Source organism: Amycolatopsis sp. NPDC052450, assembly GCF_044547565.1.
In the GTDB taxonomy this organism is placed as follows: domain Bacteria; phylum Actinomycetota; class Actinomycetes; order Mycobacteriales; family Pseudonocardiaceae; genus Amycolatopsis.
The window spans coordinates 40,368-60,224 of the sequence record NZ_JBIUAQ010000011.1 but is presented as its reverse complement, the minus strand read 5'-3'; the positions used below and the strand labels follow the sequence as shown (position 1 = coordinate 60,224).

The 19,857-nt window shown below is 68.7% G+C and carries 17 protein-coding genes; 14 read left to right on the top strand and 3 right to left on the bottom strand.

The window, feature by feature from the left end; genetic code table 11:
• Nucleotides 1–2: 2 nt before the first annotated feature.
• The gene (locus ACIHAO_RS19950) at nucleotides 3–1,610 is read left to right on the top strand and encodes a benzoate-CoA ligase family protein (RefSeq protein WP_396559839.1); all 1,608 of its coding nucleotides are present in this window, start codon (nucleotides 3–5) and stop codon (nucleotides 1,608–1,610) included.
• Nucleotides 1,611–1,684: 74 nt separating this feature from the next.
• Here ACIHAO_RS19950 and ACIHAO_RS19945 read toward each other — a convergent pair whose 3' ends face one another.
• Complete coding sequence (locus ACIHAO_RS19945; protein WP_396559837.1) at nucleotides 1,685–2,146, bottom strand: MarR family winged helix-turn-helix transcriptional regulator; 462 nt, start codon at nucleotides 2,144–2,146, stop codon at nucleotides 1,685–1,687.
• A gap of 101 nt (nucleotides 2,147–2,247) precedes the next feature.
• On the opposite strand from ACIHAO_RS19945, the gene ACIHAO_RS19940 reads away from it, so the two are divergent.
• The 4 genes from ACIHAO_RS19940 to ACIHAO_RS19925 are packed head-to-tail and all read left to right on the top strand — an operon-like array spanning nucleotide 2,248 to nucleotide 5,389.
• Nucleotides 2,248–3,207, top strand: a complete 960-nt coding sequence (locus ACIHAO_RS19940) for a ring-cleaving dioxygenase (protein ID WP_396559835.1) — start codon at nucleotides 2,248–2,250, stop codon at nucleotides 3,205–3,207.
• The gene (locus tag ACIHAO_RS19935; protein WP_396559833.1) at nucleotides 3,204–3,836 is read left to right on the top strand and encodes an alpha/beta hydrolase; all 633 of its coding nucleotides are present in this window, start codon (nucleotides 3,204–3,206) and stop codon (nucleotides 3,834–3,836) included. The genes ACIHAO_RS19940 and ACIHAO_RS19935 overlap by 4 nt, the downstream gene beginning before the upstream one ends.
• A 9-nt stretch (nucleotides 3,837–3,845) precedes the next feature.
• The gene (locus ACIHAO_RS19930) at nucleotides 3,846–4,994 is read left to right on the top strand and encodes a dipeptidase (RefSeq protein WP_125782226.1); all 1,149 of its coding nucleotides are present in this window, start codon (nucleotides 3,846–3,848) and stop codon (nucleotides 4,992–4,994) included.
• A 38-nt stretch (nucleotides 4,995–5,032) separates the two neighbouring features.
• Entirely contained in the window at nucleotides 5,033–5,389 is a 357-nt protein-coding gene (locus tag ACIHAO_RS19925; RefSeq protein WP_396559831.1) for a lipopolysaccharide assembly protein LapA domain-containing protein, read from the top strand.
• Here the strand turns inward: ACIHAO_RS19925 and ACIHAO_RS19920 are convergent.
• Nucleotides 5,377–6,306 carry a cupin domain-containing protein gene (locus ACIHAO_RS19920; protein ID WP_396559829.1) on the bottom strand — a complete coding sequence of 310 codons (930 nt, stop codon included), beginning with the start codon at nucleotides 6,304–6,306 and terminating at the stop codon, nucleotides 5,377–5,379. The genes ACIHAO_RS19925 and ACIHAO_RS19920 overlap by 13 nt on opposite strands.
• Before the next feature lie 82 nt (nucleotides 6,307–6,388).
• On the opposite strand from ACIHAO_RS19920, the gene ACIHAO_RS19915 reads away from it, so the two are divergent.
• A complete protein-coding gene (locus ACIHAO_RS19915) occupies nucleotides 6,389–6,787 on the top strand; it encodes a pyridoxamine 5'-phosphate oxidase family protein (protein ID WP_396559827.1) in 399 nt (132 codons plus the stop codon).
• Here ACIHAO_RS19915 and ACIHAO_RS19910 read toward each other — a convergent pair.
• Complete coding sequence (locus ACIHAO_RS19910) at nucleotides 6,750–7,619, bottom strand: maleylpyruvate isomerase family mycothiol-dependent enzyme (RefSeq protein WP_396559825.1); 870 nt, start codon at nucleotides 7,617–7,619, stop codon at nucleotides 6,750–6,752. The genes ACIHAO_RS19915 and ACIHAO_RS19910 overlap by 38 nt on opposite strands.
• An 80-nt stretch (nucleotides 7,620–7,699) precedes the next feature.
• On the opposite strand from ACIHAO_RS19910, the gene ACIHAO_RS19905 reads away from it, so the two are divergent.
• The 8 genes from ACIHAO_RS19905 (at nucleotide 7,700) to ACIHAO_RS19870 (ending at nucleotide 19,731) form a co-directional block, all read left to right on the top strand.
• Nucleotides 7,700–8,482, top strand: a complete 783-nt coding sequence (locus tag ACIHAO_RS19905; RefSeq protein WP_396559823.1) for an Abi-alpha family protein — start codon at nucleotides 7,700–7,702, stop codon at nucleotides 8,480–8,482.
• Between the two features lie 7 nt (nucleotides 8,483–8,489).
• On the top strand, nucleotides 8,490–9,734 hold the full coding sequence (locus ACIHAO_RS19900) for a DUF445 domain-containing protein (RefSeq protein WP_396559821.1): 1,245 nt from the start codon (nucleotides 8,490–8,492) through the stop codon (nucleotides 9,732–9,734).
• A gap of 340 nt (nucleotides 9,735–10,074) precedes the next feature.
• Entirely contained in the window at nucleotides 10,075–13,047 is a 2,973-nt protein-coding gene (locus tag ACIHAO_RS19895) for a patatin-like protein (protein WP_396559819.1), read from the top strand.
• A 235-nt stretch (nucleotides 13,048–13,282) separates the two neighbouring features.
• Nucleotides 13,283–13,774 carry a diaminobutyrate acetyltransferase gene (ectA, locus tag ACIHAO_RS19890; RefSeq protein WP_125791314.1) on the top strand — a complete coding sequence of 164 codons (492 nt, stop codon included), beginning with the start codon at nucleotides 13,283–13,285 and terminating at the stop codon, nucleotides 13,772–13,774.
• A 38-nt stretch (nucleotides 13,775–13,812) separates the two neighbouring features.
• Nucleotides 13,813–15,063 carry a diaminobutyrate--2-oxoglutarate transaminase gene (ectB, locus tag ACIHAO_RS19885; RefSeq protein WP_396559817.1) on the top strand — a complete coding sequence of 417 codons (1,251 nt, stop codon included), beginning with the start codon at nucleotides 13,813–13,815 and terminating at the stop codon, nucleotides 15,061–15,063.
• A gap of 34 nt (nucleotides 15,064–15,097) precedes the next feature.
• Complete coding sequence (locus ACIHAO_RS19880; protein WP_007033454.1) at nucleotides 15,098–15,487, top strand: ectoine synthase; 390 nt, start codon at nucleotides 15,098–15,100, stop codon at nucleotides 15,485–15,487.
• A gap of 25 nt (nucleotides 15,488–15,512) precedes the next feature.
• On the top strand, nucleotides 15,513–16,412 hold the full coding sequence (gene thpD / locus ACIHAO_RS19875) for an ectoine hydroxylase (protein WP_396559815.1): 900 nt from the start codon (nucleotides 15,513–15,515) through the stop codon (nucleotides 16,410–16,412).
• A gap of 529 nt (nucleotides 16,413–16,941) precedes the next feature.
• On the top strand, nucleotides 16,942–19,731 hold the full coding sequence (locus tag ACIHAO_RS19870; protein WP_396559813.1) for a BTAD domain-containing putative transcriptional regulator: 2,790 nt from the start codon (nucleotides 16,942–16,944) through the stop codon (nucleotides 19,729–19,731).
• Nucleotides 19,732–19,857 lie beyond the last annotated feature (126 nt).

The window sequence follows — 19,857 nt, the reverse complement described above, 5'->3', positions numbered from 1 at the left end:
CCGTGACCGCTGCTGCTACCGGGTTCAACGCGGTGAGCTACCTGCTCGACCGGCACCTGGCGGAAGGGCCACCGGCCAAGCAAGCGGTCGTTTCCCCGCGGCGAAGTCTCACGTACGCGGAGCTCGCGGCGGAAACCCGCCGGGTCGCCGCCGGGCTGAAGGCGATCGGCGTCCGCCCGGAGGAGCGGGTCCTGTTCTGCATGGTCGACGACGTCGAGCTGCTCACCGGGATTCTCGGCGCGATGCTGGCCGGAGCGGTCGCGGTGCCGGTGTCCACCATGGTCACCGGGCTCGACCTCGGCAAGATGCTCGTCGATTCGCGAGCGAGGGTCCTGTGTGTTTCCGGCGAGTTCGCCGCGCAGGCGACGATCGCGCTGGGGCTGGCGCCGGAGGTCACCGACGTCGTGCTGGACAGGGCGAAGGCGGCCGAACTGCCGTCCGGGGTCCGCGCGCATCAGTGGAACGATCTGTCCACAGTGGATGATGCCGGTTTCCTGCCGTCTCCGACCTGGGAGGATTCGCCCGCGCTCTGGTTGTACACCTCGGGGACGACCGGCAAGCCGAAGGGCGCGATGCACCGGCACGCGGGTATCCGCGCGGTGTGTGAGACGTATGCGCGCGGCGTGCTGGACATCGGGCCGAACGACCGGTTCCTCTCCGTCCCGAAGCTGTTCTTCGCCTACGGCCTGGGGAATTCGGCGTTTTTCCCGCTCGCGGCGGGCGGGACGGCGCTGCTCGAACCGGCGAGGCCGACCCCGGGGCTGATCGCCGCCAGGGCCCGCAAGGAGCGGCCGACGTTGTTCTTCGCCGTCCCGACCTTCTACGCCGCGCTGCTCGCCAGCGACATCCCCGACGACACGTTCTCCTCGGTGCGCCAAGCGGTTTCGGCGGGGGAACCGTTGCCCGCCGTGCTGTACGAACGATTCCGTGACCGGTTCGGCGTCGAAATCCTCGACGGCATCGGCTCGACGGAGGCGTTGCACATCTTCCTGTCCAACCGGCCGCGTCAGGTCCGCCCCGGCAGCACCGGGATTCCCGTGCCCGGCTACGAGATCGCGCTGCGCGACGAGCACGGCCGGCCCGTGCCGGACGGGGAGCCGGGCGAGCTGTTCGTCGCCGGACCGTCGATCGCGACCGGGTACTGGGCGCGGTACGAGACGACGAAGCAGGTCTTCCAGGGCGAATGGCTGCGGACGGGCGACAGTTTCGTGCGCGACGCCGACGGCAGCTACACCTGTCTCGGGCGGTTCAACGACATGCTGAAACCGGGCGGGATCTGGGTGTCGCCCGCCGAGGTCGAGGACAGGCTGCTGAAACATCCGGCGGTCGCCGAGGTCGCGGTCGTGGCCGCCTTCGACGCCGACGGCATCGAGAAACCGGTCGCGTGTGTGGTCGGCGTGCCGGGGCACCGGCTGGACGCGGACGAGCTGATCGAGTTCTGCCGGGCCGGGCTCGCTTCGTTCAAACGGCCGCGCAGCGTCGTCGAGCTGGGCGAACTGCCCAAGACGGCGACCGGGAAGATCCGGCGCGACGTCATCCGGGAACTGGTGCGGGACATGGACGAGGTCCGGGCCTACCAGCCCGACCCCACGTCGCCCCTGCCCGGCTGACCCCCGCAATTCGGCACCTGCTTGCGGTACTTGCGCGTGCAAGCATCGCAAGCAGGTGCCGAATTGCGGGGGTGTCAGGCGCCGTTGACGGTGCGCAGGGTTCGCATGGCCTCGGCCAGGTCGTGCGCGTCGTCACCCAGCGGGGTCAGGACGATGCGCCGCAGGATTTCCGCGCACGCCTTCCGCGCCTTCTCCGCGACGTCGAGGCCGTGCTCGGTGAGGACCGCGAAGGTGACGCGGCGGTCGTCCGGGCTGGGCACACGGCAGATCAGGTCCGCGGCCACCAGCCTGTCCGCGACCTTGGTGAACCCGCCGCTGGACAACGCCGCCTCGACGGCCAGCCGCGTCATCGGCATCCGGTGCTCGGGTGACCGGACGAGCCGCAGCAGGATGTCGAACGACGCCGGCGCCAGGCCGAACCGTTCGGCGATCTCGCCCATCAGCTTGTTCTGCGTGGCCAGGTAGCCCTCGATCACCAGGCCCCACCAGGTGACCACTTCGTCGTCGTTCGGTTCCTCCGGTTTCACCACTGTCACGCGGGCGAGGGTACACCAAGAAGTCTTCCCGGAATATATCTTGCGCGCGAGAGGTTATCGGGTTAGCTTGATTTCACCGGCTACCGGAGGAAGGGGCCACCATGTCGATCAAGACCTCGGGCCTGCACCACGTCACCGCCATCGGTGGCGATCCCCAGCGCAACGTGGATTTCTACACCCGGGCCCTCGGCCTGCGGCTGGTGAAGACCACGGTCAACTTCGATGACCCCGGCACCTTCCACCTTTACTACGGCGACGGCGCGGGCAAGCCCGGCTCGCTGATGACGTTCTTCCCGTGGAGGGACGCGCCGAAGGGCCGTCACGGCACGGGCCAGGCGACCACGACGTCGTTCTCCGTGCCGGAGTCGTCGCTCGGCTGGTGGAAGCGGCACCTCGCCGAAAACCGGGTCGAGACCAGCCAGATCCGCAACTCCGACGGCGAGGAGACGCTCACCTTCGCCGACCCGGACGGCCTGAAGCTCGCGCTCGTCGCGCATCCGCAGGGCGACCCGCGTGACCCGTGGGACACGAAGCTCGTGCCCGCCGAACACGCGATCCGCGGGCTGCACTCCGTCACGCTTTCGGTGTCCAAAGAGGACGCGACCGCCGGGATGCTGACCGACGGGCTCGGCCTGACCTTCGAACACCAGGAGGGCAACCGCCTGCGGTTCTCCGCCGGCGAAGGCGGCCCCGGCGCGCTCGTCGACGTCCTCGTGACGCCGGACGCCCCGCGTGGGCTGGTGGCGGCGGGCACCGTGCACCACGTCGCCTGGCGCGCGCCGGACGAGACCACCCAAGCCGCCTGGCGTGACGAGCTGATCGACGACGGTGTGAACGTGACGTCCATTTTGGACCGTCAGTACTTCCGCTCGATCTACTTCCGCGAGCCGGGCGGCACCCTGCTCGAGGTCGCGACCGACGAACCCGGTTTCGCGATCGACGAGCCGCTGCTCGAACTCGGCCGCGCGCTGAAACTGCCGCCGTGGCTGGAGCCCAAGCGCGAAGACATCGAGGCGATGCTCCCGAAGCTGGACCTCCCGAGCGAGAACAACCCGCGATGACGGACTTGGCGCACAAGTACGTCGAAGGGTCGCCCGACGAGCCGGTGCTGCTGCTCCTGCACGGCACCGGCGGCGGACCGGACGACCTCGTGCCGATCGCCCGGCAGCTGAGCCCTGCGTCGGCGCTGCTCGCGCCGGCCGGGCCGGTGTCGGAACACGGCGCGGCCCGGTGGTTCCGCAGGCTGGCGGAGGGCGTTTTCGACCACGAGGACGTCGTCTTCCGCGCGAATCAGCTGGCCGACTTCGTGCTCGCCTCGCGCGAAGAGTACGGCCTCGGTGATCGGCGGCTGGTCGCGATCGGGTTCTCCAACGGCGCCAACATCGCCGCCGCGGTGACCCTGCTCCGCTCGGACGCCGTCCGGGAGGCCGCGCTGTTCGCGGCGATGTCTCCGCTTCCTTCGCCGCCACCTCACGACCTGTCCGGCACGCGGGTGTTCCTGTCCAACGGCGAGCACGATCCGATGGCGCCGCTGGCTTCGGCCGACGCGCTGGTCCGCGACCTGCGCGAGCGCTCCGCGGACGTCGTCGCCCACCGCCATCCCGGCGGGCATCAGGTCACCGGCAACGGTTTGGTAGCGGCCGCGGGGTGGCTCAACGGTGGCGGGGGAGAGCAAAGCACGGGTACGTAACATCGTCGGATGACTAACGGGGACCTCGTCCGCGCCCAGGCCCTGCTCGAAAGGGTGCTCCTCGCGGACGGGCACAACGATCTGCCATGGGAGCTGCGGGTCACGACCGGGCCGGATCCGGTCGCGGCCGTGGCGGGCACGGATCTCACGGTCCGTCAGCCGCATCTGCACACCGACTTCCCGAAGCTCGCCGAAGGCAGGCTCGGAATGCAGTTCTGGTCCGTCTACGTGCCTTGCCAGTTCGAGGGGCACAGCGCGGTGACGGCGGTGCTGGAACAGATCGAGATCGTGCACCAGATGGCCGAGCGGTACCCCGATCGTCTCGCCCTCGTGGACACCGCGGACCAGGCCGAAGCCGCCTTCCGCGACGGAAAGATCGCGTCGCTGCTGGGCGCCGAGGGCGGTCACAGCATCGCGGAATCCCTTGGCGTGCTGAGGATCCTGCGCCGCCTCGGCGTCCGCTACATGACGCTGACGCACAACTACAACACCACCTGGGCCGATTCCGGCACCGACGAACCGGCGCACGGCGGGCTCACCGAGTTCGGCCGTGACGTGGTCCGCGAGATGAACAAGATCGGCATGCTGGTCGACCTCTCACATGTCGCGCCGAGCACGATGCGCGCCGCGCTGGAGGTCAGTTCCGCGCCGGTGATCTTCAGCCACTCCTCGTGCCTCGCGGTCAACGACCATCCCCGCAACATCCCCGACGACGTCCTGGAAACCCTGGCCGCCAAGGACGGCGTCGCGATGGTGACGTTCGTGCCGGGCTTCATCTCGCCGAAGGTCGCCGAGTGGGACGACCAGCTGCGCCAGGACATGGAAGCCGCGGGCAAGGACTACCGGAACATCGACCAGCGCACGAAGTTCACCGCGGAGCGAGGCGGGCCCGAGAAGCCGAAGGCGGGCATCGACGACGTCGTCGCGCACATCGAGCACGCGCGCGAAGTGGCCGGAGTCGACCACATCGGCCTCGGCGGCGACTACGACGGAGTCGCGACGCTGCCCGAAGGCCTCGAAGACGTTTCGAAGTACCCGGTGCTGTTCGCCGCGCTGCTGGAACGCGGCTGGAGCGAAGAGGACTGCGCGAAACTGGCCGGGAAGAACACCTTGCGCGTGCTGCGCGCGGCGGACGAGGTCACCCGTTCGGACGCTTGAGAGCGCGATCAAACCCGTTTCGGCGGACACTGTCGTGCATGACGCAGCCGCAGGAGGGTGCCGCCGAGGTTCCGGTCAACCCGTCCGACACCGCTGGCGGCGGACGCCACAGCGGTAAGTTCGACGCCGCCCCGAAACTCAAACGGACCAGGGTCAGCGGTACCTGGATCGCCGTCATCGTGGCGCTGATCGTGCTGGTGTTCCTGCTCGTGTTCATCCTGCAGAACCAGGACACGGCCACCGTCCACTTCCTCGGCATGTCCGGCAGCATGCCGCTGGCGGTCGCGATGCTGTTCTCCGTGATCGCCGGCGGCGCGCTGGTCGCGCTCGTCGGCGGCGCCCGGATCCTGCAATTGCGCAAGCAGGCCAAGAAGTCCCGGCATCAGCTGCGTTGAAGGGCACCGCGCCGGAAGTCGCTCGGGTTGACGCCGCGCACGCGTTTGAACGCCGCGCTGAACCCGAACGGATCGGCGTAGCCCACGGTGCGGGCGATGTCGGAGATGGTCGCGGACCCCGGACCGGCCAGGAGGTCCGCCGCGAGCGTCATCCGCCAGCGGGTGAGATAGGTCAGCGGCGGTTCCCCGACCAGGTCGGCGAACCGTTTCGCCAGCGTCGACCGCGACACCCCGGTCCGCCCGGCCAGCGCGCCGACCGTCCACGGCGCGGCCGGTTCCGCGTGCAGCAGCCGTAACGCGTCGCCGACCACGGGATCCCGCTGCGCGGCCCACCAAGCCGGGGGCCGCCCGCCGGGCCGGTCGAACCATTCGCGCAGTGAGCAGACCAGCAACCAGTCCAGCAGCCGGTCGAGGACCACCTGCTGACCCGGCGCGTCGATGGCGACCTCGGCGGCGAGATGCTCCAGCACGGGATCGCCCGCGCCCCCGGAGTCCACCCGCAACACGACGGGCAGCGCGTCGAGCAGCGGACGGCCGATCTCGCCGCGCACCGGATACGCGCCGACGATCAGGGACGTCTCCCCGCCGGGATCGCCGACCCAGCCGAGACGATGCCGCGTCCCGCCCTGCTCGGGCGTCGCGCAGTGCTCGCCGCACGCGATCGGCACGGCCGACGTGCCGACTTCGTCGACGAAGGTGAAGGTCGAAGGGCCACGCACGATGGCCGACTCGCCCGCGCGAAGCGGCTCGGGCGGACCGTCCTCCGGCACGATCCAGCCCGCCCCGGTGAGCACGGCGCACAGGGTGAGCGGCGCGCCGTCCACGAAGTGCAGCGACCAGGGCGGGGACAGGGTCGAACTGCCGAACAACGAACCGTGGGACCGCACACCGCGGATCAGGTCACTGAAGACGTCCACCCCGGCGAGGTTAGACGAATACGCAGGCGATCCGGCCTTTCACCTATGGGCACGTCCAAATCGGCCGGGTTGAATCGAGTGCATGCTGACCACCGACGACCTCGAATTCCTCCGCCGCCCCCTGCACGGGTTCCTGACCGTGGCGGGCGGCCCGGTCCGGCCGGTGTGGTTCGAGGCCACCGGCGAAGGCACGATCCAGCTGTTCACGCCCCGCGACTCGCCCAAGGTCCGGCGGTTGGACGACGATTCCCGCGCCTCGATCATCGTGGCCGCGCCGGTGGGTGAACGTGAGCGCTGGGTGTCGGTCGCGGGCCGCGTCACGGTGGAGCCGGGCGGGGCGCACGAGTTGGCCGCCCGCCTCGCCGAGCGCTACTGGGACCTCGAAGACCCGGCCCACTCCGGTGAACTCGCCGGGATCCAGAGCCTGGACCTCGTCCGGCTCGTCATCCGGCCGGAGAAGGTGAGCCGTTACCTGATGTGATGATCGACGTCATTTCGAGCAGGATGGCGCAAACGTTTTCGTCGCCCTTGGCGGTGACCCGGTCGCGGTCCGCCGGGTTCCGGGTGCACAGCCGCCAGAAGGTGTCCGCGTCCGTCGTCACCGAGGCCAGCGGCGAGCGCGACGTCGGCGCGACGCGGTCGAGCGCCCAGCCGCCGGCGGTCCGCTCGGCCGTCCACTTCCCGCCGCCCTGGCCGGTCACGGTGTAGCCGACCTGTCTGCCGACGCGCGCGTCGACGTCACGCAGCGTGTGCGGAAGTGCTCGCATGAAGGTGTCGACCACCGGGCCGCGGAACTCCGTCTCGTCGAGCGTCCGCGCGCCGACGGCCTCGCGGATCTGCTGCTGGTGCACCCAGAACTCGGTGTACTCCCGTGCGACGTCGAGCCAGACCGGCGCCGGTTCGTCGCCCGCCCAGCTCACCGGATCGCCGACGGCGTCGAGGTCGGCGCGGCCCCACATCTCGGCGATCTGCGAGGTGCTGTCCACCAGCATCGCGAACAGCACTTCGGGGGACAGGCGTCGGCACGCGACCACCCATTCGTCGTTGATCCGGTCGATGAAGTCCTCGAACCGTTCACCCTCGCGGGGCGCCGTCGCCCGGTAGTCGTCGCGGTCGCGGGACAGCCTGCCGAGTTTGTCGCCCAGGATGTGGGCGGCGAGATCGTGCACCGTCCAGCCCGTGCACACCGTCGGCGCGGCCCACCGCTCCGCGTCCAATCCGGTGAGCACGTCGAGCAGAGCCTGCTCCTCGCGCGCGAACAGCGAGAGGACGTCGATCGGCGGACCCCAGCGCGTGAAGCTCATGGTGTCCATCCAAACACCCGCGTCGATCACAATTTCGGCCATTCGGCCTACTCGCAGGTAGCATCAGCGCGAACGTGAGGGGAGTGCCCGTGAGCAACGAACGACCCGCCGGTGACGACCTGGCCGCTTTCGCCAAACGCGCGGGGCAGCTGGCGGGCTGGGCCGCCCGCACGGGTTTCGAGTTCACCCGCAAACTCCCCGGCGTCGAAATCGCGGAACAGATCGTCAAACAGGGCGAGCGGCAGCTGTTTTCGGAGCTGCGCCGCCGTCTCGACGAGGTCGACGACCCGTACCACGCCGCGCTCACCGCCGCGTCCGCGATGAACCGGCCCGCCGCCGACGGCGCGCGCCCGGTCGAAGCGACCATCACCCTCGTGCACAGCCGCGCCCAGCTCGAACCACTCCGCGCGGCGATGGCCGAACTGCTCAACCACTCCATCGGCTTCGGCCGCGAGCGGGCCCGCGAATACCTCTACGCCATCATCCTGCGGCAGCTCACGCCGGACGAGGCCCGCATCCTTTCCGCGCTTTCCGACGGCTCGCCGTTCCCCGCCGTCGACGTCGCCGAGCGGACCAACCTCGGTGGAGCCGGGCGGTTCGTGCTGCGCAACGCCTCCACCGTCGGCAAGGCCGCCGGGGTGTCGCTGCCCGACCAGGTGCCCGGCTACCTCACCAGGCTGATCGGGCTCGGCCTCGTCGAGCTGGACGAAGAGGTGCCCGCGCTCGAAACACAGTACGAGATCCTGCTGACCGACGAGACCGTCCGCGAGGCGGAGAAGTCGGTGAAACGGGCCAAGTTCGTCAAACGCACGGTCCACATCTCCCGGCTCGGCGCCCAGTTCTGGCAGGCCTGCGACCCGAGCGCCGGCTGACCTCGGCATGGGTGCGTTCCTCGACGGGATCCTCGCCGACTTCGGACGGCACTGGCCGCTCTACGTCTCCATCCCGATCGTGGCCGCCCTGATCGGCTACACCACCAAACTCGTCGCGATCCGGATGATGTTCCAGCCGGTCGAGTTCGTCGGGATCAAACCTTTCCTCGGCTGGCAGGGCATCGTGCCCAAACGCGCCGCGCGGATGGCGAGCATCGCCTGCGACACGATGACCGAGCAGCTGATCAAACCGGCGGAGGTCGTCGCCAGGCTCGATCCGCAGAGAATCGCCAAGGAGATCGAAAAACCGCTCCAGGCGGCCGTCGAGGACATCGTGCGCGACGTCGCGGCCCACTACCAGCCGGGGCTGTGGGAATCGCTGCCGGTGAGCGTGCAGCGGCTGGTGATCCAGCGCGTCCAGGCCGAGTCGCCGCGGATGGTCGCGGCCGTGCTGGAGCTCATCAAGTCCGATGTGGACAGTGTGTTCGACCTCAAGGGCATGGTGGTCACCGCACTGGTCAAGGACAAACGGCTGCTGAACCGGATCTTCCAGGAGGCGGGCGACAAGGAGTTCAAGTTCATCGCCCGCTCCGGCATCTTCTTCGGCGGGCTGATCGGCGTGATCCAGATGATCGCGTGGGTCCTGTTCAAGTTCCCGCTGATCATGCCGCTGTTCGGGCTCTTCACCGGCTGGTTCACCGACTGGCTGGCGCTGCGGATGATCTTCTACCCGATCGAGGAACGCCGGTACTTCGGCGTGCGCTGGCAGGGCCTGTTCCTGAAGCGGCGCGGCGAGGTCGCGGAGGCGTACGGCGCGCTGATCGCGAAGGAGATCATCACCCCGCACAACGTGATCGAGGCGGTGCTGCACGGCCCGCTGTCGGACCGGGTGCTCGGCCTGATCCAGCGCCAGCTCGACGAACAACTCGGCCGCCGCGTCGGCGTCGGGAAACCGCTGGTGGTGTTCGCCGTCGGCAGCAGGCGGTATCAGGACATGAAGCTGAACATCGCCGAGAAGATCATGGACAAGCTGCCGGACACCATGCGGTACATCGAGGACTACGCGAACGAAGCGATGGACATCCGGAACGTGCTGGTGACCAAGATGAAGGAGCTGTCGCCGCGCGAGTTCGAGGGCCTGCTGCGGCCTGCCTTCCAGCAGGACGAATGGATCCTCATCGCGACCGGCGCCGCCCTCGGCTTCGCCGTCGGTGAAGCCCAGGTCCTGCTGCTGGAGCACTTCGCCGCCTGACGCCCCCGCCGCAATTCGTCACCTACTTGCGAAAGTTCGCGTTCGCGGTCATCGCAAGTAGGTGACGAGACGCGGGGGTGGGCGGTCGGGACTCGAACGCCCTGATGCCCCCAATGTGGCATTGGAGACGCTCAGCGCCCCCAATGCCACATTGGGGGCATCGAGCTCCGGGGGCGGAACCCGGAAGGGGGGCACGTATCCAGGCACAGCGACCGCGCACCTGATTGCGGGGGCGTGAAACCGCCCTGACGGGCGAACGAATTCCGGCACTAACGGTGGTACACCGGTTCGCCCGTCCGGTCTAAGGTGCTCGGTGCACAAAGCCTTGGGGAGGGCGCACATGGCCGACGCGGGGAGTCCGTGGCCGCAGGAGATCCGGCTGGCGATGACCATGGTGGGCGGGGCGAGCCTCGCGGTCTGGATGGGCGGGGTCGCCACCGAGACCTCGCATCTGCTCCAGGCGTCGAGAACGCCGGAAGCCGAGGGCCCGTACCGCGCCCTGCTCGATCTGCTCAACGCCACCGTCTCGCTCGACGTGCTCACCGGCACGAGCGCGGGCGGCATCAACGCGGCGTGTCTCGGGCTGGCCGAGGCGTTCCGGTCGAGCCCGCAGGTGCTGCGGGACACGTGGATCAGCACGGGCTCGCTCGACAACCTGATCCGCGATCCCGGCGAGAAGGAGCCGCGTTCGCTGCTCGACGGCGACAAGGTGCTGCTGGCCGATCTCAAGGACGCGCTGCACCGGATCACCGACAAGGCGACGGTGAAACCCGACTGCCCGGACATCACCGTCCTGCTCACCGGCACGATGATCGACGGCGAGACGACCAGGTTCGACGACGCGCTCGGCAACCTGGTGCGGGACACCGAACATCGCCTCCTGTTCCGCTTCGATGGTCCTTTATGGACGGATGACGTCGTCGGTCCGCTCGCGCTCGCGGCCCGGTCCACCGCGTCGTTCCCCGGCGCCTTCGAACTTTCCCGGATGCCGATCGGCGAGAAGACCGGCCCGTTGCATCCGGACATGACGAAGTACACCGACGTCACGCGGTCGCATTGGCTGACCGACGGCGGTGTGCTGCTGAACAAGCCGTTGCGCCCGGCGCTGCGGGAGATCTTCGAACGGCAGTCGCATTCGGATGTCCGGCGGCTGCTGCTGTACGTGGTGCCGACGGCGGAACGCGAGGCCGAGCGGGTCCCGGTCGATCCGGAGCGGCCGCCGTTGCTGGGCAGCGCGATGAGCAAGGTCGTCGGCACGGTGCTGAGCCAGACGATCAGCGCCGAACTCGAGGACCTGACACGGCACAACGACGCCGTCGTCCGTACCAGGGGGACCCGGGTTTCCCTTGCCGCGATGGGGGTTCGCGGCGGTCCGGAGGCGCTGGTCGACCAGCGGCTGATGAACGACTACCGCGATCGGCGGGTGCAGGAGGACGCCACCGCGCTGGTCCGCGACGCGACCCGTCGGCTCTCACTGTCCGATGTGGAGGATCAGGGTCGCCAGTGGGCGTCCGGGACGGCTGCGCAGCTGCGCGCGGCCGCGGCCGCGGGGTTGCGTGACGGCCTGCCCGCCGAGCCGCCGAAGGACACCTGCGAACTCGGCGATCTGATCGCCTTCCGCACCACCGCGCTCGACGATTCGGTGGCCACCGGCCTGCAACTGGTGAACGCGGGTTTCCGGCTCGATCCGTCACCCGAGCAGGCGGTCCAGCTCAACCGTTGCCGCGTGCTGCTGCACGAGGCGCGGCACAAGGCCGCGCGGGGGAAACGGCTCACGGGCTGGGTCGCCGAACAGGATCCGCCGGCGGCAGGCGCCACGCTGGCGGCCTGGATCGAGGGGCTCGCCAAGGAATGGGCCGCGCTCGGCCGCGCCGACACACTGAAGGAGGCGTGGCCGCTCGTGGTCGCCGCGCTCCGGCAGGCGACGCCGATCCTTTTGCCGCTGGCGCGGGCGAAACCCGACACCGAAGCCGCCGACACGGTCAGCACGCTGCTGGCGTGGACCGGGCTCACCTCGGACGAAAAGAGCGCGGGGGACACCATCGTCACCTCGCGGCTGGTGCGCCTGCACATCGCGACCAGGGGACTGCTCGCGCAGCCGCCGTCGGTCGACCAGCGGGTGGATCTCGTCCAGGTGAGCGCGGATTCACGGACGCTGCTGGACATGAAGCGACGCCGGTCGTGGGACAAGCTCACCGGTATGCAGGCCGACTACTTCGGCGCTTTCTACAAGGCTTCCTGGCGTGCGAACGACTGGATGTGGGGCCGGGTCGACGGCGCGGGCTGGCTGGTCCAGTGCCTGCTCGATCCGAAGCGCCTGCGGCTGCTGCGTGACGTCGTCGGGCGGGAGGCGTTCCGGGAGCAGGTGCGGGACACCTTCGAGAAGATCGGCTGGCGGCGACCGGGAACCGAAGACGGTCTGTCGCAAGAGGAAGCGGACGCCCTGCGCGGGCAATTGGCCGAGGAGCTGGCTTTCCTCGGCCTCGACGGTGAGCTCGCCGACGTGGAAGCCGAAGCCGCCCTGCCGATCAGCATGCCGGTGACGGCCATGGTGCTCGCCAGGGTCCGGCAGCTGGAAATCGCCCGCGAGGAGCTGCCCTGCGTCGGCCTCCACTGTGGACACGACATGAAAACGGCCAAGGGGAACGGGAAACCGTCGGAACGGTTCCGGCGCCTGATCGAGAACGAGCCGGAAACCGGCGAGCAGACCCAGCGCGCGTTCCAGGCGTGCCAGGTCTCCGGCGAACGGTTCGAACACGAACGCGGGACGATGCTGCTGACGAAGACCCTGGTCAAGGCCGGCGCCGCCGGGCTCAACGCGGCCGCGGGGGCGACCCGCGTGCCGAAGTCGGTCCAGCCCGCCGCGACCTTCGCCAAGGCCGCCGGCCGCAGCGCGTGGTGGATCACGCGCGGCGCGGCCACCCTGCCGTCACCGTGGAACGTGCTCGCCGCGATGATCACCGTGCTGGCCGGGTTCGTCATCGGCGGACAGGGCGGTCCCGTCCTGCAGTGGGTCGGCGTGCCCGTGGCCGCGGGCGCCATCGTGTTCCTGGTGGTCAGCCTGATGACCTTGCGCAAGACGTGGCGGATGGTGCTCACGGTGCTCGGCGTGCTGGTGGGGGCCGCGTTGCTGTTCGCCGCGTTCCTGCCACCCGTCCGCGAACCGCTGTTCGGCTGGCTCGGCGACGTCGTCGCGGGCTGGCGGCGCGGCGAGGCACCGGTCTGGTGGCTGGTCGTCTGCCTGCTGCTCGTGCTGCCCGCCGTCTGGACGCCGGTCGGTTCCGTCTTCCGGGGGCGCGCACGCCGCAAATAGCCCTCTTCTTGCGGCAACAGGGGCCCGAATCGCGCCCTGACCCTGCGACGAAGTGGTAACGGTTGGTATCGTCACATGCAGTGAGACCGCACCGGAGCGGCCTTACCCACAAGTGCTGCGCTTCAAACGTTACCGTTACCTTTGTCACGTGTGTTTCAGGGTTGTTGCAGGTAGCCGCGTTGCCGCCGCCGCGCTGATCTGACCGCGCCCGAATCCTCCGGTACGTTTCTTGGACATGTCCGGAAAGCACTTGATCGAAAATCCGACCAAGGCGGACGGTGCCGCGCTCTGGAGAATCGCCCGCGATTCGAAGAAGCTCGATCTCAACACGCCTTACGCCTATTTGCTGTGGTGCCACGATTTCGCCGACACCTCGGTCGTCGCGAAAGTCGACGGCACCCCGGTCGGCTTCGTGATCGGGTATCGGAAGCAGGACACCGGTTTCGTCTGGCAGGTCGCGGTCGACGCGTCCCAGCGAGGAAAAGGCCTGGCCGGAGCCCTGCTCGACGAGCTGTTCAGCCGCCTGACCGCCCAGGGCGTGCGATACCTCGAAACGACGATCACGCCGGACAACGAGGCTTCGATCCGGTTGTTCGCCTCGTTCGCCAAGCGGTGGGATGCCACCGTGGAACGCCAGGATCTGTTCTCCGCGACGGATTTCCCGGCCGAGGAAGGAACGCACGAGCAGGAGGACCTGTACCGAATCGGTCCGCTCGGCAGTAACTAGAACGTAAATCCGGGGATCTCAGGGAGAAAGAAAACGTGATGAGCATTTTCGAGGAACTCGAATCCGAAGTACGCAGTTACAGCCGCGGCTGGCCCGTGGTGTTCGACAGGGCGCAGGGGAGCTACCTGTACGACGAGGACGGCAAGGCCTATCTCGACTTCTTCGCCGGCGCCGGTGCGCTCAACTACGGGCACAACAACCCCGCGCTGAAGCGGGCGCTGATCGACTACATCGCCCGTGACGGCGTGACGCACGCGCTCGACATGTTCACCGTGGCCAAGCGGGACTTCCTCCAGACGTTCAAGGAGAAGATCCTCCAGCCGCGCGAACTCGACTACAAGGTCGTCTTCCCCGGCCCCGGTGGCGCGAACGCGGTCGAGGCCGCGCTGAAGCTCGCCCGCAAGGTGACCGGCAAGGAATCGGTCATCAACTTCACCAACGCCTTCCACGGGATGACGCTGGGCGCCCTCTCGGTGACCGGCAACTCGATGAAGCGCGGCGGCGCGGGTGTCCCGCTGGTGCACGCAACCCCGATGCCGTACGACAACTACTTCGACGGCTCCATCCCGGACTTCCTGTACTTCGAGAAGCTGCTCGAAGACTCGGGCAGCGGCCTGAACGAGCCCGCCGCCGTCATCGTCGAAGGCGTGCAGGGCGAGGGCGGCATCAACGCCGCGCGCGTCGAGTGGCTCAAGGCGCTGGACGACCTGTGCAAGAAGCACGGCATCCTGCTGATCCTCGACGACGTCCAGATGGGCTGCGGCCGCACCGGCCCGTTCTTCAGCTTCGAGGACGCTGGCATCAAACCCGACATCGTCTGCCTGTCGAAGTCCATCGGCGGCTACGGCATCCCGATGGCGCTGACGCTGATCCGCCCGGACCTCGACGTCTGGGAGCCGGGTGAGCACAACGGCACCTTCCGCGGCATCAGCCCGGCGTTCGTCACCGCGACCGAGGCGCTGCGCGTCTACTGGAGCGACGACGAGCTGGAGAAGTCGACCAAGGCCAAGGGTGAGCGCATCGGCGCCGCCTTCCAGGGCATCGTCGAGGCGTACCCGGACGCGAACCTGTACGCGAAGGGCCGCGGCCTCGCCCGGGGCATCGAGTTCGCCAACGGCGACCTCGCGGGCAAGGTCTGCGCCGCCGCTTTCGAGCGCGGGCTGCTGATGGAGACCTCCGGCCCCGACGGCGAGGTCATGAAGGTGCTCCCGCCGCTCACGCTGACCGACGAAGAGCTCACGAAGGGCCTTTCGATCATCGACGAGGCCGTCGCCACTGTCCTGAACTGACCGTCCCCAACCAGGAACGAGAAGGAGTTTTCCGTTGCTTGTCAGAACACTCGACGAGGTCACCGACACCGACGCCGACATCAAGACCCCGAACTGGCGCAGCAAGCGCATCGTGCTGGCCAAGGAGGGCGTCGGCTTCTCGGTGCACGAGACCACGCTGTACGCCGGGACGGTCAACGACTTCTGGTACGCGAACCACATAGAAGCGGTGTTCATCACCTCCGGTGAAGGCGAGCTCGAGAACACCGCGACCGGCGAGGTCTTCCAGCTGAAGCCGGGCACGTTGTACCTGCTCAACGACCACGACAAGCACCAGGTCCGGCCCAAGACCGAGATCAAGTGCGTCTGCGTGTTCAACCCACCCATCACCGGCCGCGAGGTCCACGACGAAAACGGCGTGTACCCGCTCGTCACCGAACCGTAGAAAATCGCTCGAGGAGGCGACTGCATTGACGCTGACCGACACCCGAGTCGACGACAGTTACCCGACCCGCATCACGGGTAAGCCCGAACACCTGCCCAGGGCGCACCCCACCGTCTGGGGCAGTGAGGCCGACGGTCCCCTGGACGCGGCCACTCTCGCCAACCACGAAACGCGTGGTTACACCGTCGTCGACCAGCTGCTGTCGCCTGGCGAGGTCCAGACGTACTGGCAGGAACTCGTCCGGATGTCCTCCGGCGACCACAGCGGCGACGAGCGCGTCATCACCGAGGCCAAGACCGGTGAAGTGCGCTCCATCTTCGACGTCCACGAGACCAACGAGCTGATCGCGGAACTCGTCCGCGACCCGCGCGTCCTCGACCGGGCCCGGCAGATCCTCGGCTCCGAGGTCTACATCCACCAGAGCCGCGTGAACTACATGCCCGGCTTCAAGGGCACCGGGTTCTACTGGCACTCGGACTTCGAGACTTGGCACGCCGAAGACGGCATGCCCGCGCCGCGCGCGGTCAGCTGCTCCATCGCGCTCACCGACAACTACCCGTTCAACGGCGGGCTGATGGTGATGCCGGGTTCGCAGCGGACCTTCGTGCAGTGCGCCGGGGAAACCCCGGAGGACAACTACAAGAGTTCGCTGAAAGAGCAGCGGGTCGGTGTCCCGCGCGAAGAGGACATCACCAAACTCGCCGCCGAATACGGGATCGACCAATTCACCGGACAGGCCGGATCGGCGCTCTGGTTCGATTCGAACGTGATGCACGGTTCGTCGAACAACATCACGCCGTACCCGCGTTCGAACATCTTCCTCGTGTTCAACAGCGTCGAAAACGCGCTGCGGGAGCCGTTCGCCGCGATCGAACCGCGTCCGGCGTTCATCGCCGGCCGCGACTCGACTCCCCTGTCGCGCTGACGGAACCGCAGGTAGCGAAGGCCATGACGGGGCGCCTGTAGCCGTCGGTGTGCGCCCTGTTACGTTGTCGCCACGCGTGCGGGCCAGTGGGCTCGCTCACGTAGGTGTTGTCGACGACCGAACGGGTTCTTCGCTCGGGGTGAGCCCACCCGGACGGACGTGGACGCCGATGTCCGGTGTGGGTCGCGCCCCCAGGCGGCCCAAATCGGACATCTCCCGGCTCCGTGCCATCAGATCGGGACTGATGGCACGGAGCCTTTTCATTTCCTGGCCTCCGCCGCGTGAAGACCCCGTCACGCGGCGGTCGCCCCTCACTCGACGCGCCCAATGTGGCATTGGGGACGCTCCACGTCCCCAATGCCACATTGGGCGCGTTTGTCCGTATCCGCGAAGCACCGAGTGCAGCTCAAGGTAGGTAAGGGCAACCTCACGACCTGGTGCGTCGCACGAGGCTTTTCTGGTTGGCGGCGTCTTCGCGCGGTAGGTTGGCTACTCCGGTAAGGGGAGAGATCGGAGGAGGGGGCTTGTCATGGGCGAAAGCGGTTCCCCTGCCCGTTTCCAGCTCCTCGGTCCCGTACGGCTTCTCGACGGCGATCGCCCGGTCCCCGTCGGCGGTCCCGGCGTCCGCGGTCTGCTCGCGTTGCTGGCGCTGAAGGTCAACAAGGTGGTCGGGCTCGACGAGATCATCGACGCGCTCTGGGGTCACGATCCGCCCGCCACGGCCCGCACGATCGTCCACGGCAACGTCTCGCATCTGCGGCGCGTGCTCCGCGACATCCAGGGCGATCATCCGCGCGGCGCCCGGATCCACACCGCCCCGCCCGGCTACCAGCTCACCGTCGAACCCGGCCGGATCGACGTCCACCGCGCCCGGTCGCTGCTGGAGCGGGCTTCGGCCGAAGATCCGGAGAAGGCGTCCGAACTGCTCGCCGAGGCCCTCGCGCTGTGGCAGGGGCCGACGCTGGCCGGGGTTCCGGGTTCGGTCCGCGCCCCCGAACTGGAGGATCTGCGGCTCGCCGTCCACGGTGCCAGGGTCGACGCGGATCTCGAACTCGGCAGGCACGCGGAGCTGATCGTCGAGCTCAGCCCCCTGGTCCGCGCGAACCCGCTCGCCGAACGCACGGCCGGTCAGCTCATGCGCGCGCTCTACCACGCCGGGCGCCGCGGCGACGCGCTCGAGCTCTACCGCACGGTGTCCCGCGCGACCTTGCGCACCCTCGGCGTCGAGCCCGGCGCGGAGCTGCGCTGGCTGCACGAACGGGTGCTCAATGACGACCTGCCGGTCAAGGTCGTCGCGGAACCGAAGGCCGAGTCGGCGCCCGTCCAGCAACTGCCGCCCGCCGTGCCGAACCTCGCCGGTCGCGAGGCCGATCTGGTGTGGCTCGACGAGCTCGCCGAGCGGGCCGAAGCGGGCGAGACGGCGGTCGGCGTGGTCACCGGCACCGCCGGGATCGGCAAGAGCAGCCTGGTGGTGTGGTGGGCGCATCGCGCCGCCCGGCGCTTCCCTGACGGCATCCTCTTCGCCTCGCTGCGGGGTTTCGATCCGCATCATCCGCCGCTGGAACCCGCCGATCTGCTCATCCAGTTCCTGCTCGGCCTGGGTGTCCCCGCCGAGGGGGTGCCCGAGCAGGTCCACGAACGCATCGCGCTCTACCGGTCGATGATCGCCGGCCGCCGGATGCTGGTGATCCTCGACAACGCCCGCACCGCCGAGCAGGTCCGGCCGCTGTTGCCGCCCGGTTCGCGGTCGATGACGCTGGTGACCAGCCGGTCCCGGCTCGACGGGCTCGCCGTGTCCAACGCCGCGAAACTGCGGGTGCTCGGCACGCTCGCGCCCGGTGACGCCGTCCGGCTGATCGAGGAACTCGCCGGTCCCGCCGGATTCGACCTCAATCACGCGCTCGCCCGGCTCTGCGGTTATCTCCCGCTCGCGCTGCGGATCGCGGGTGCCCGGCTCGCCGCCAGCGCGCAGTGGTCCGCGCAGGATCTGGTCGACGAACTCGGCAACGAACGCACCAGGCTGGCCGCCCTCGATGTCGAGGGACCGGACGACGGGGTCCGCGCGGCGTTCGACGTCTCGTTCCGGGGCCTGCCGCCCGAGGTCGCGAACACGTTCCTGCGGCTCGGCGTCGTCCAATGCGTTTCCGCCGGTTCGCATCTGACGGCCGCGATCGGCGGGATCACCGTCGCCGAGGCGCGACGGCATCTGCGGGTGCTCGCCGCGCACAACCTGCTCGCCGAAACCGGCCGCGACTCCTTCGTTCCGCACGACCTCGTCCGCCTGTTCCTGCGCGAACTGGCGGAGAACGAACTCGACGAGGCCGACCGGGAAGACGTCCTGACGCGATCGGTGCGGTTCTATCAGGCCGTCGCCGACCGGGCCCGGCGCAAGATGCTGCGGATCGTCGACCCGCTCGACTTCACCGGCGCGCTGAGCGACGCGCAGACGCCGCCGATCACCTCCTTCACCGACGCGCAGGACTGGTTCACCGCGGAGTGGGGGAATCTCCTGGAGGTTCTCGAAGCCGCCCGTGCCGGCGGCCGTCACGACGACGTCTGGCGGCTGGCCAGGGTCGCGCACACCTATCGGGCGGTGTACCCGCTGCTGGACGAGTGGCGGCGGCTGATCGAGATCGGGCTGGAGGCCGCCGAGCGGTCCCGTGACGTCCTCGGCCAGTGCTGGATGCTGATCTCCCGCTGCGCCATCGCGCTCACTTTCGAACTGCCGCAAGGATGTCTCGCCGACGCCGAACGCGCGCTGGAACTCGCGACCGCGATCGGCGACAACCGCCTGATGGTCTCCGCGAACATCCACCTCGGCTCCGCGCTGACCTTGCTGGGACGGTACGACGAGGCGATCAGGACGTTGCGGCAGGCGGTCGAGGAGACCGACCGGACCGGCGATCTCGAACTGCGCGGGCAGGCGCTCAACAACTGCGCCGAGGCGGAAAAACGAGCGGGGCGATTCATCGAGGCGATCGGGCATCAGGTCGCTTCGCTGGAGATCGACCGGACTCTCGGCGACGAAAGTTACGTCGTCGTCTCGCTGAACAACCTCGCCGAATTGAGTATGCGGATCGGCGAACTCGCCGCCGCCGAACGGTACGTCTGGGAGGCCGTGGACCTGACGATCAGCAGGCGGTTCGTCCTCCAGGAAGGCGTGCTGCGGCTGACACTGGGCCGGGTGCTGCGGGCCGGGTCGGATGTGGACGGTGCCCGCGAGCAATTCGCGCTCGCGCTGAAAATCCTCTCGGACGCCAATCCGAAACTCGCGGGACTCGTCCGTGCGGAACTCACCGACCTCGGCGAAAGTCCGTGAGTGATCCTTAGCGGATTCTTAGTGGCCTCTCGGCTCGCGCGCGTAGGGTCCCGTTCAGCGTCGATCGAGCCCTAGGGGAGGGGCACGCGATAAGGATCGGCGCTCGGGCGGGCCCCTTCTCGCGGC

What these genes read in the sequence shown, in the direction of transcription:
- ACIHAO_RS19940 (WP_396559835.1), top strand. Translation starts at nt 2,248, where the DNA reads ATGTCGATCAAGACCTCGGGCCTGCACCACGTCACCGCCATCGGTGGC.
- ACIHAO_RS19935 (WP_396559833.1), top strand. Translation starts at nt 3,204, where the DNA reads ATGACGGACTTGGCGCACAAGTACGTCGAAGGGTCGCCCGACGAGCCG.
- ACIHAO_RS19930 (WP_125782226.1), top strand. Translation starts at nt 3,846, where the DNA reads ATGACTAACGGGGACCTCGTCCGCGCCCAGGCCCTGCTCGAAAGGGTG.
- ACIHAO_RS19925 (WP_396559831.1), top strand. Translation starts at nt 5,033, where the DNA reads ATGACGCAGCCGCAGGAGGGTGCCGCCGAGGTTCCGGTCAACCCGTCC.
- ACIHAO_RS19915 (WP_396559827.1), top strand. Translation starts at nt 6,389, where the DNA reads ATGCTGACCACCGACGACCTCGAATTCCTCCGCCGCCCCCTGCACGGG.
- ACIHAO_RS19910 (WP_396559825.1), bottom strand. Translation starts at nt 7,619, where the DNA reads ATGGACACCATGAGCTTCACGCGCTGGGGTCCGCCGATCGACGTCCTC.
- ACIHAO_RS19900 (WP_396559821.1), top strand. Translation starts at nt 8,490, where the DNA reads ATGGGTGCGTTCCTCGACGGGATCCTCGCCGACTTCGGACGGCACTGG.
- ACIHAO_RS19895 (WP_396559819.1), top strand. Translation starts at nt 10,075, where the DNA reads ATGGCCGACGCGGGGAGTCCGTGGCCGCAGGAGATCCGGCTGGCGATG.
- ectA (WP_125791314.1), top strand. Translation starts at nt 13,283, where the DNA reads ATGTCCGGAAAGCACTTGATCGAAAATCCGACCAAGGCGGACGGTGCC.
- ectB (WP_396559817.1), top strand. Translation starts at nt 13,813, where the DNA reads ATGAGCATTTTCGAGGAACTCGAATCCGAAGTACGCAGTTACAGCCGC.
- ACIHAO_RS19870 (WP_396559813.1), top strand. Translation starts at nt 16,942, where the DNA reads ATGGGCGAAAGCGGTTCCCCTGCCCGTTTCCAGCTCCTCGGTCCCGTA.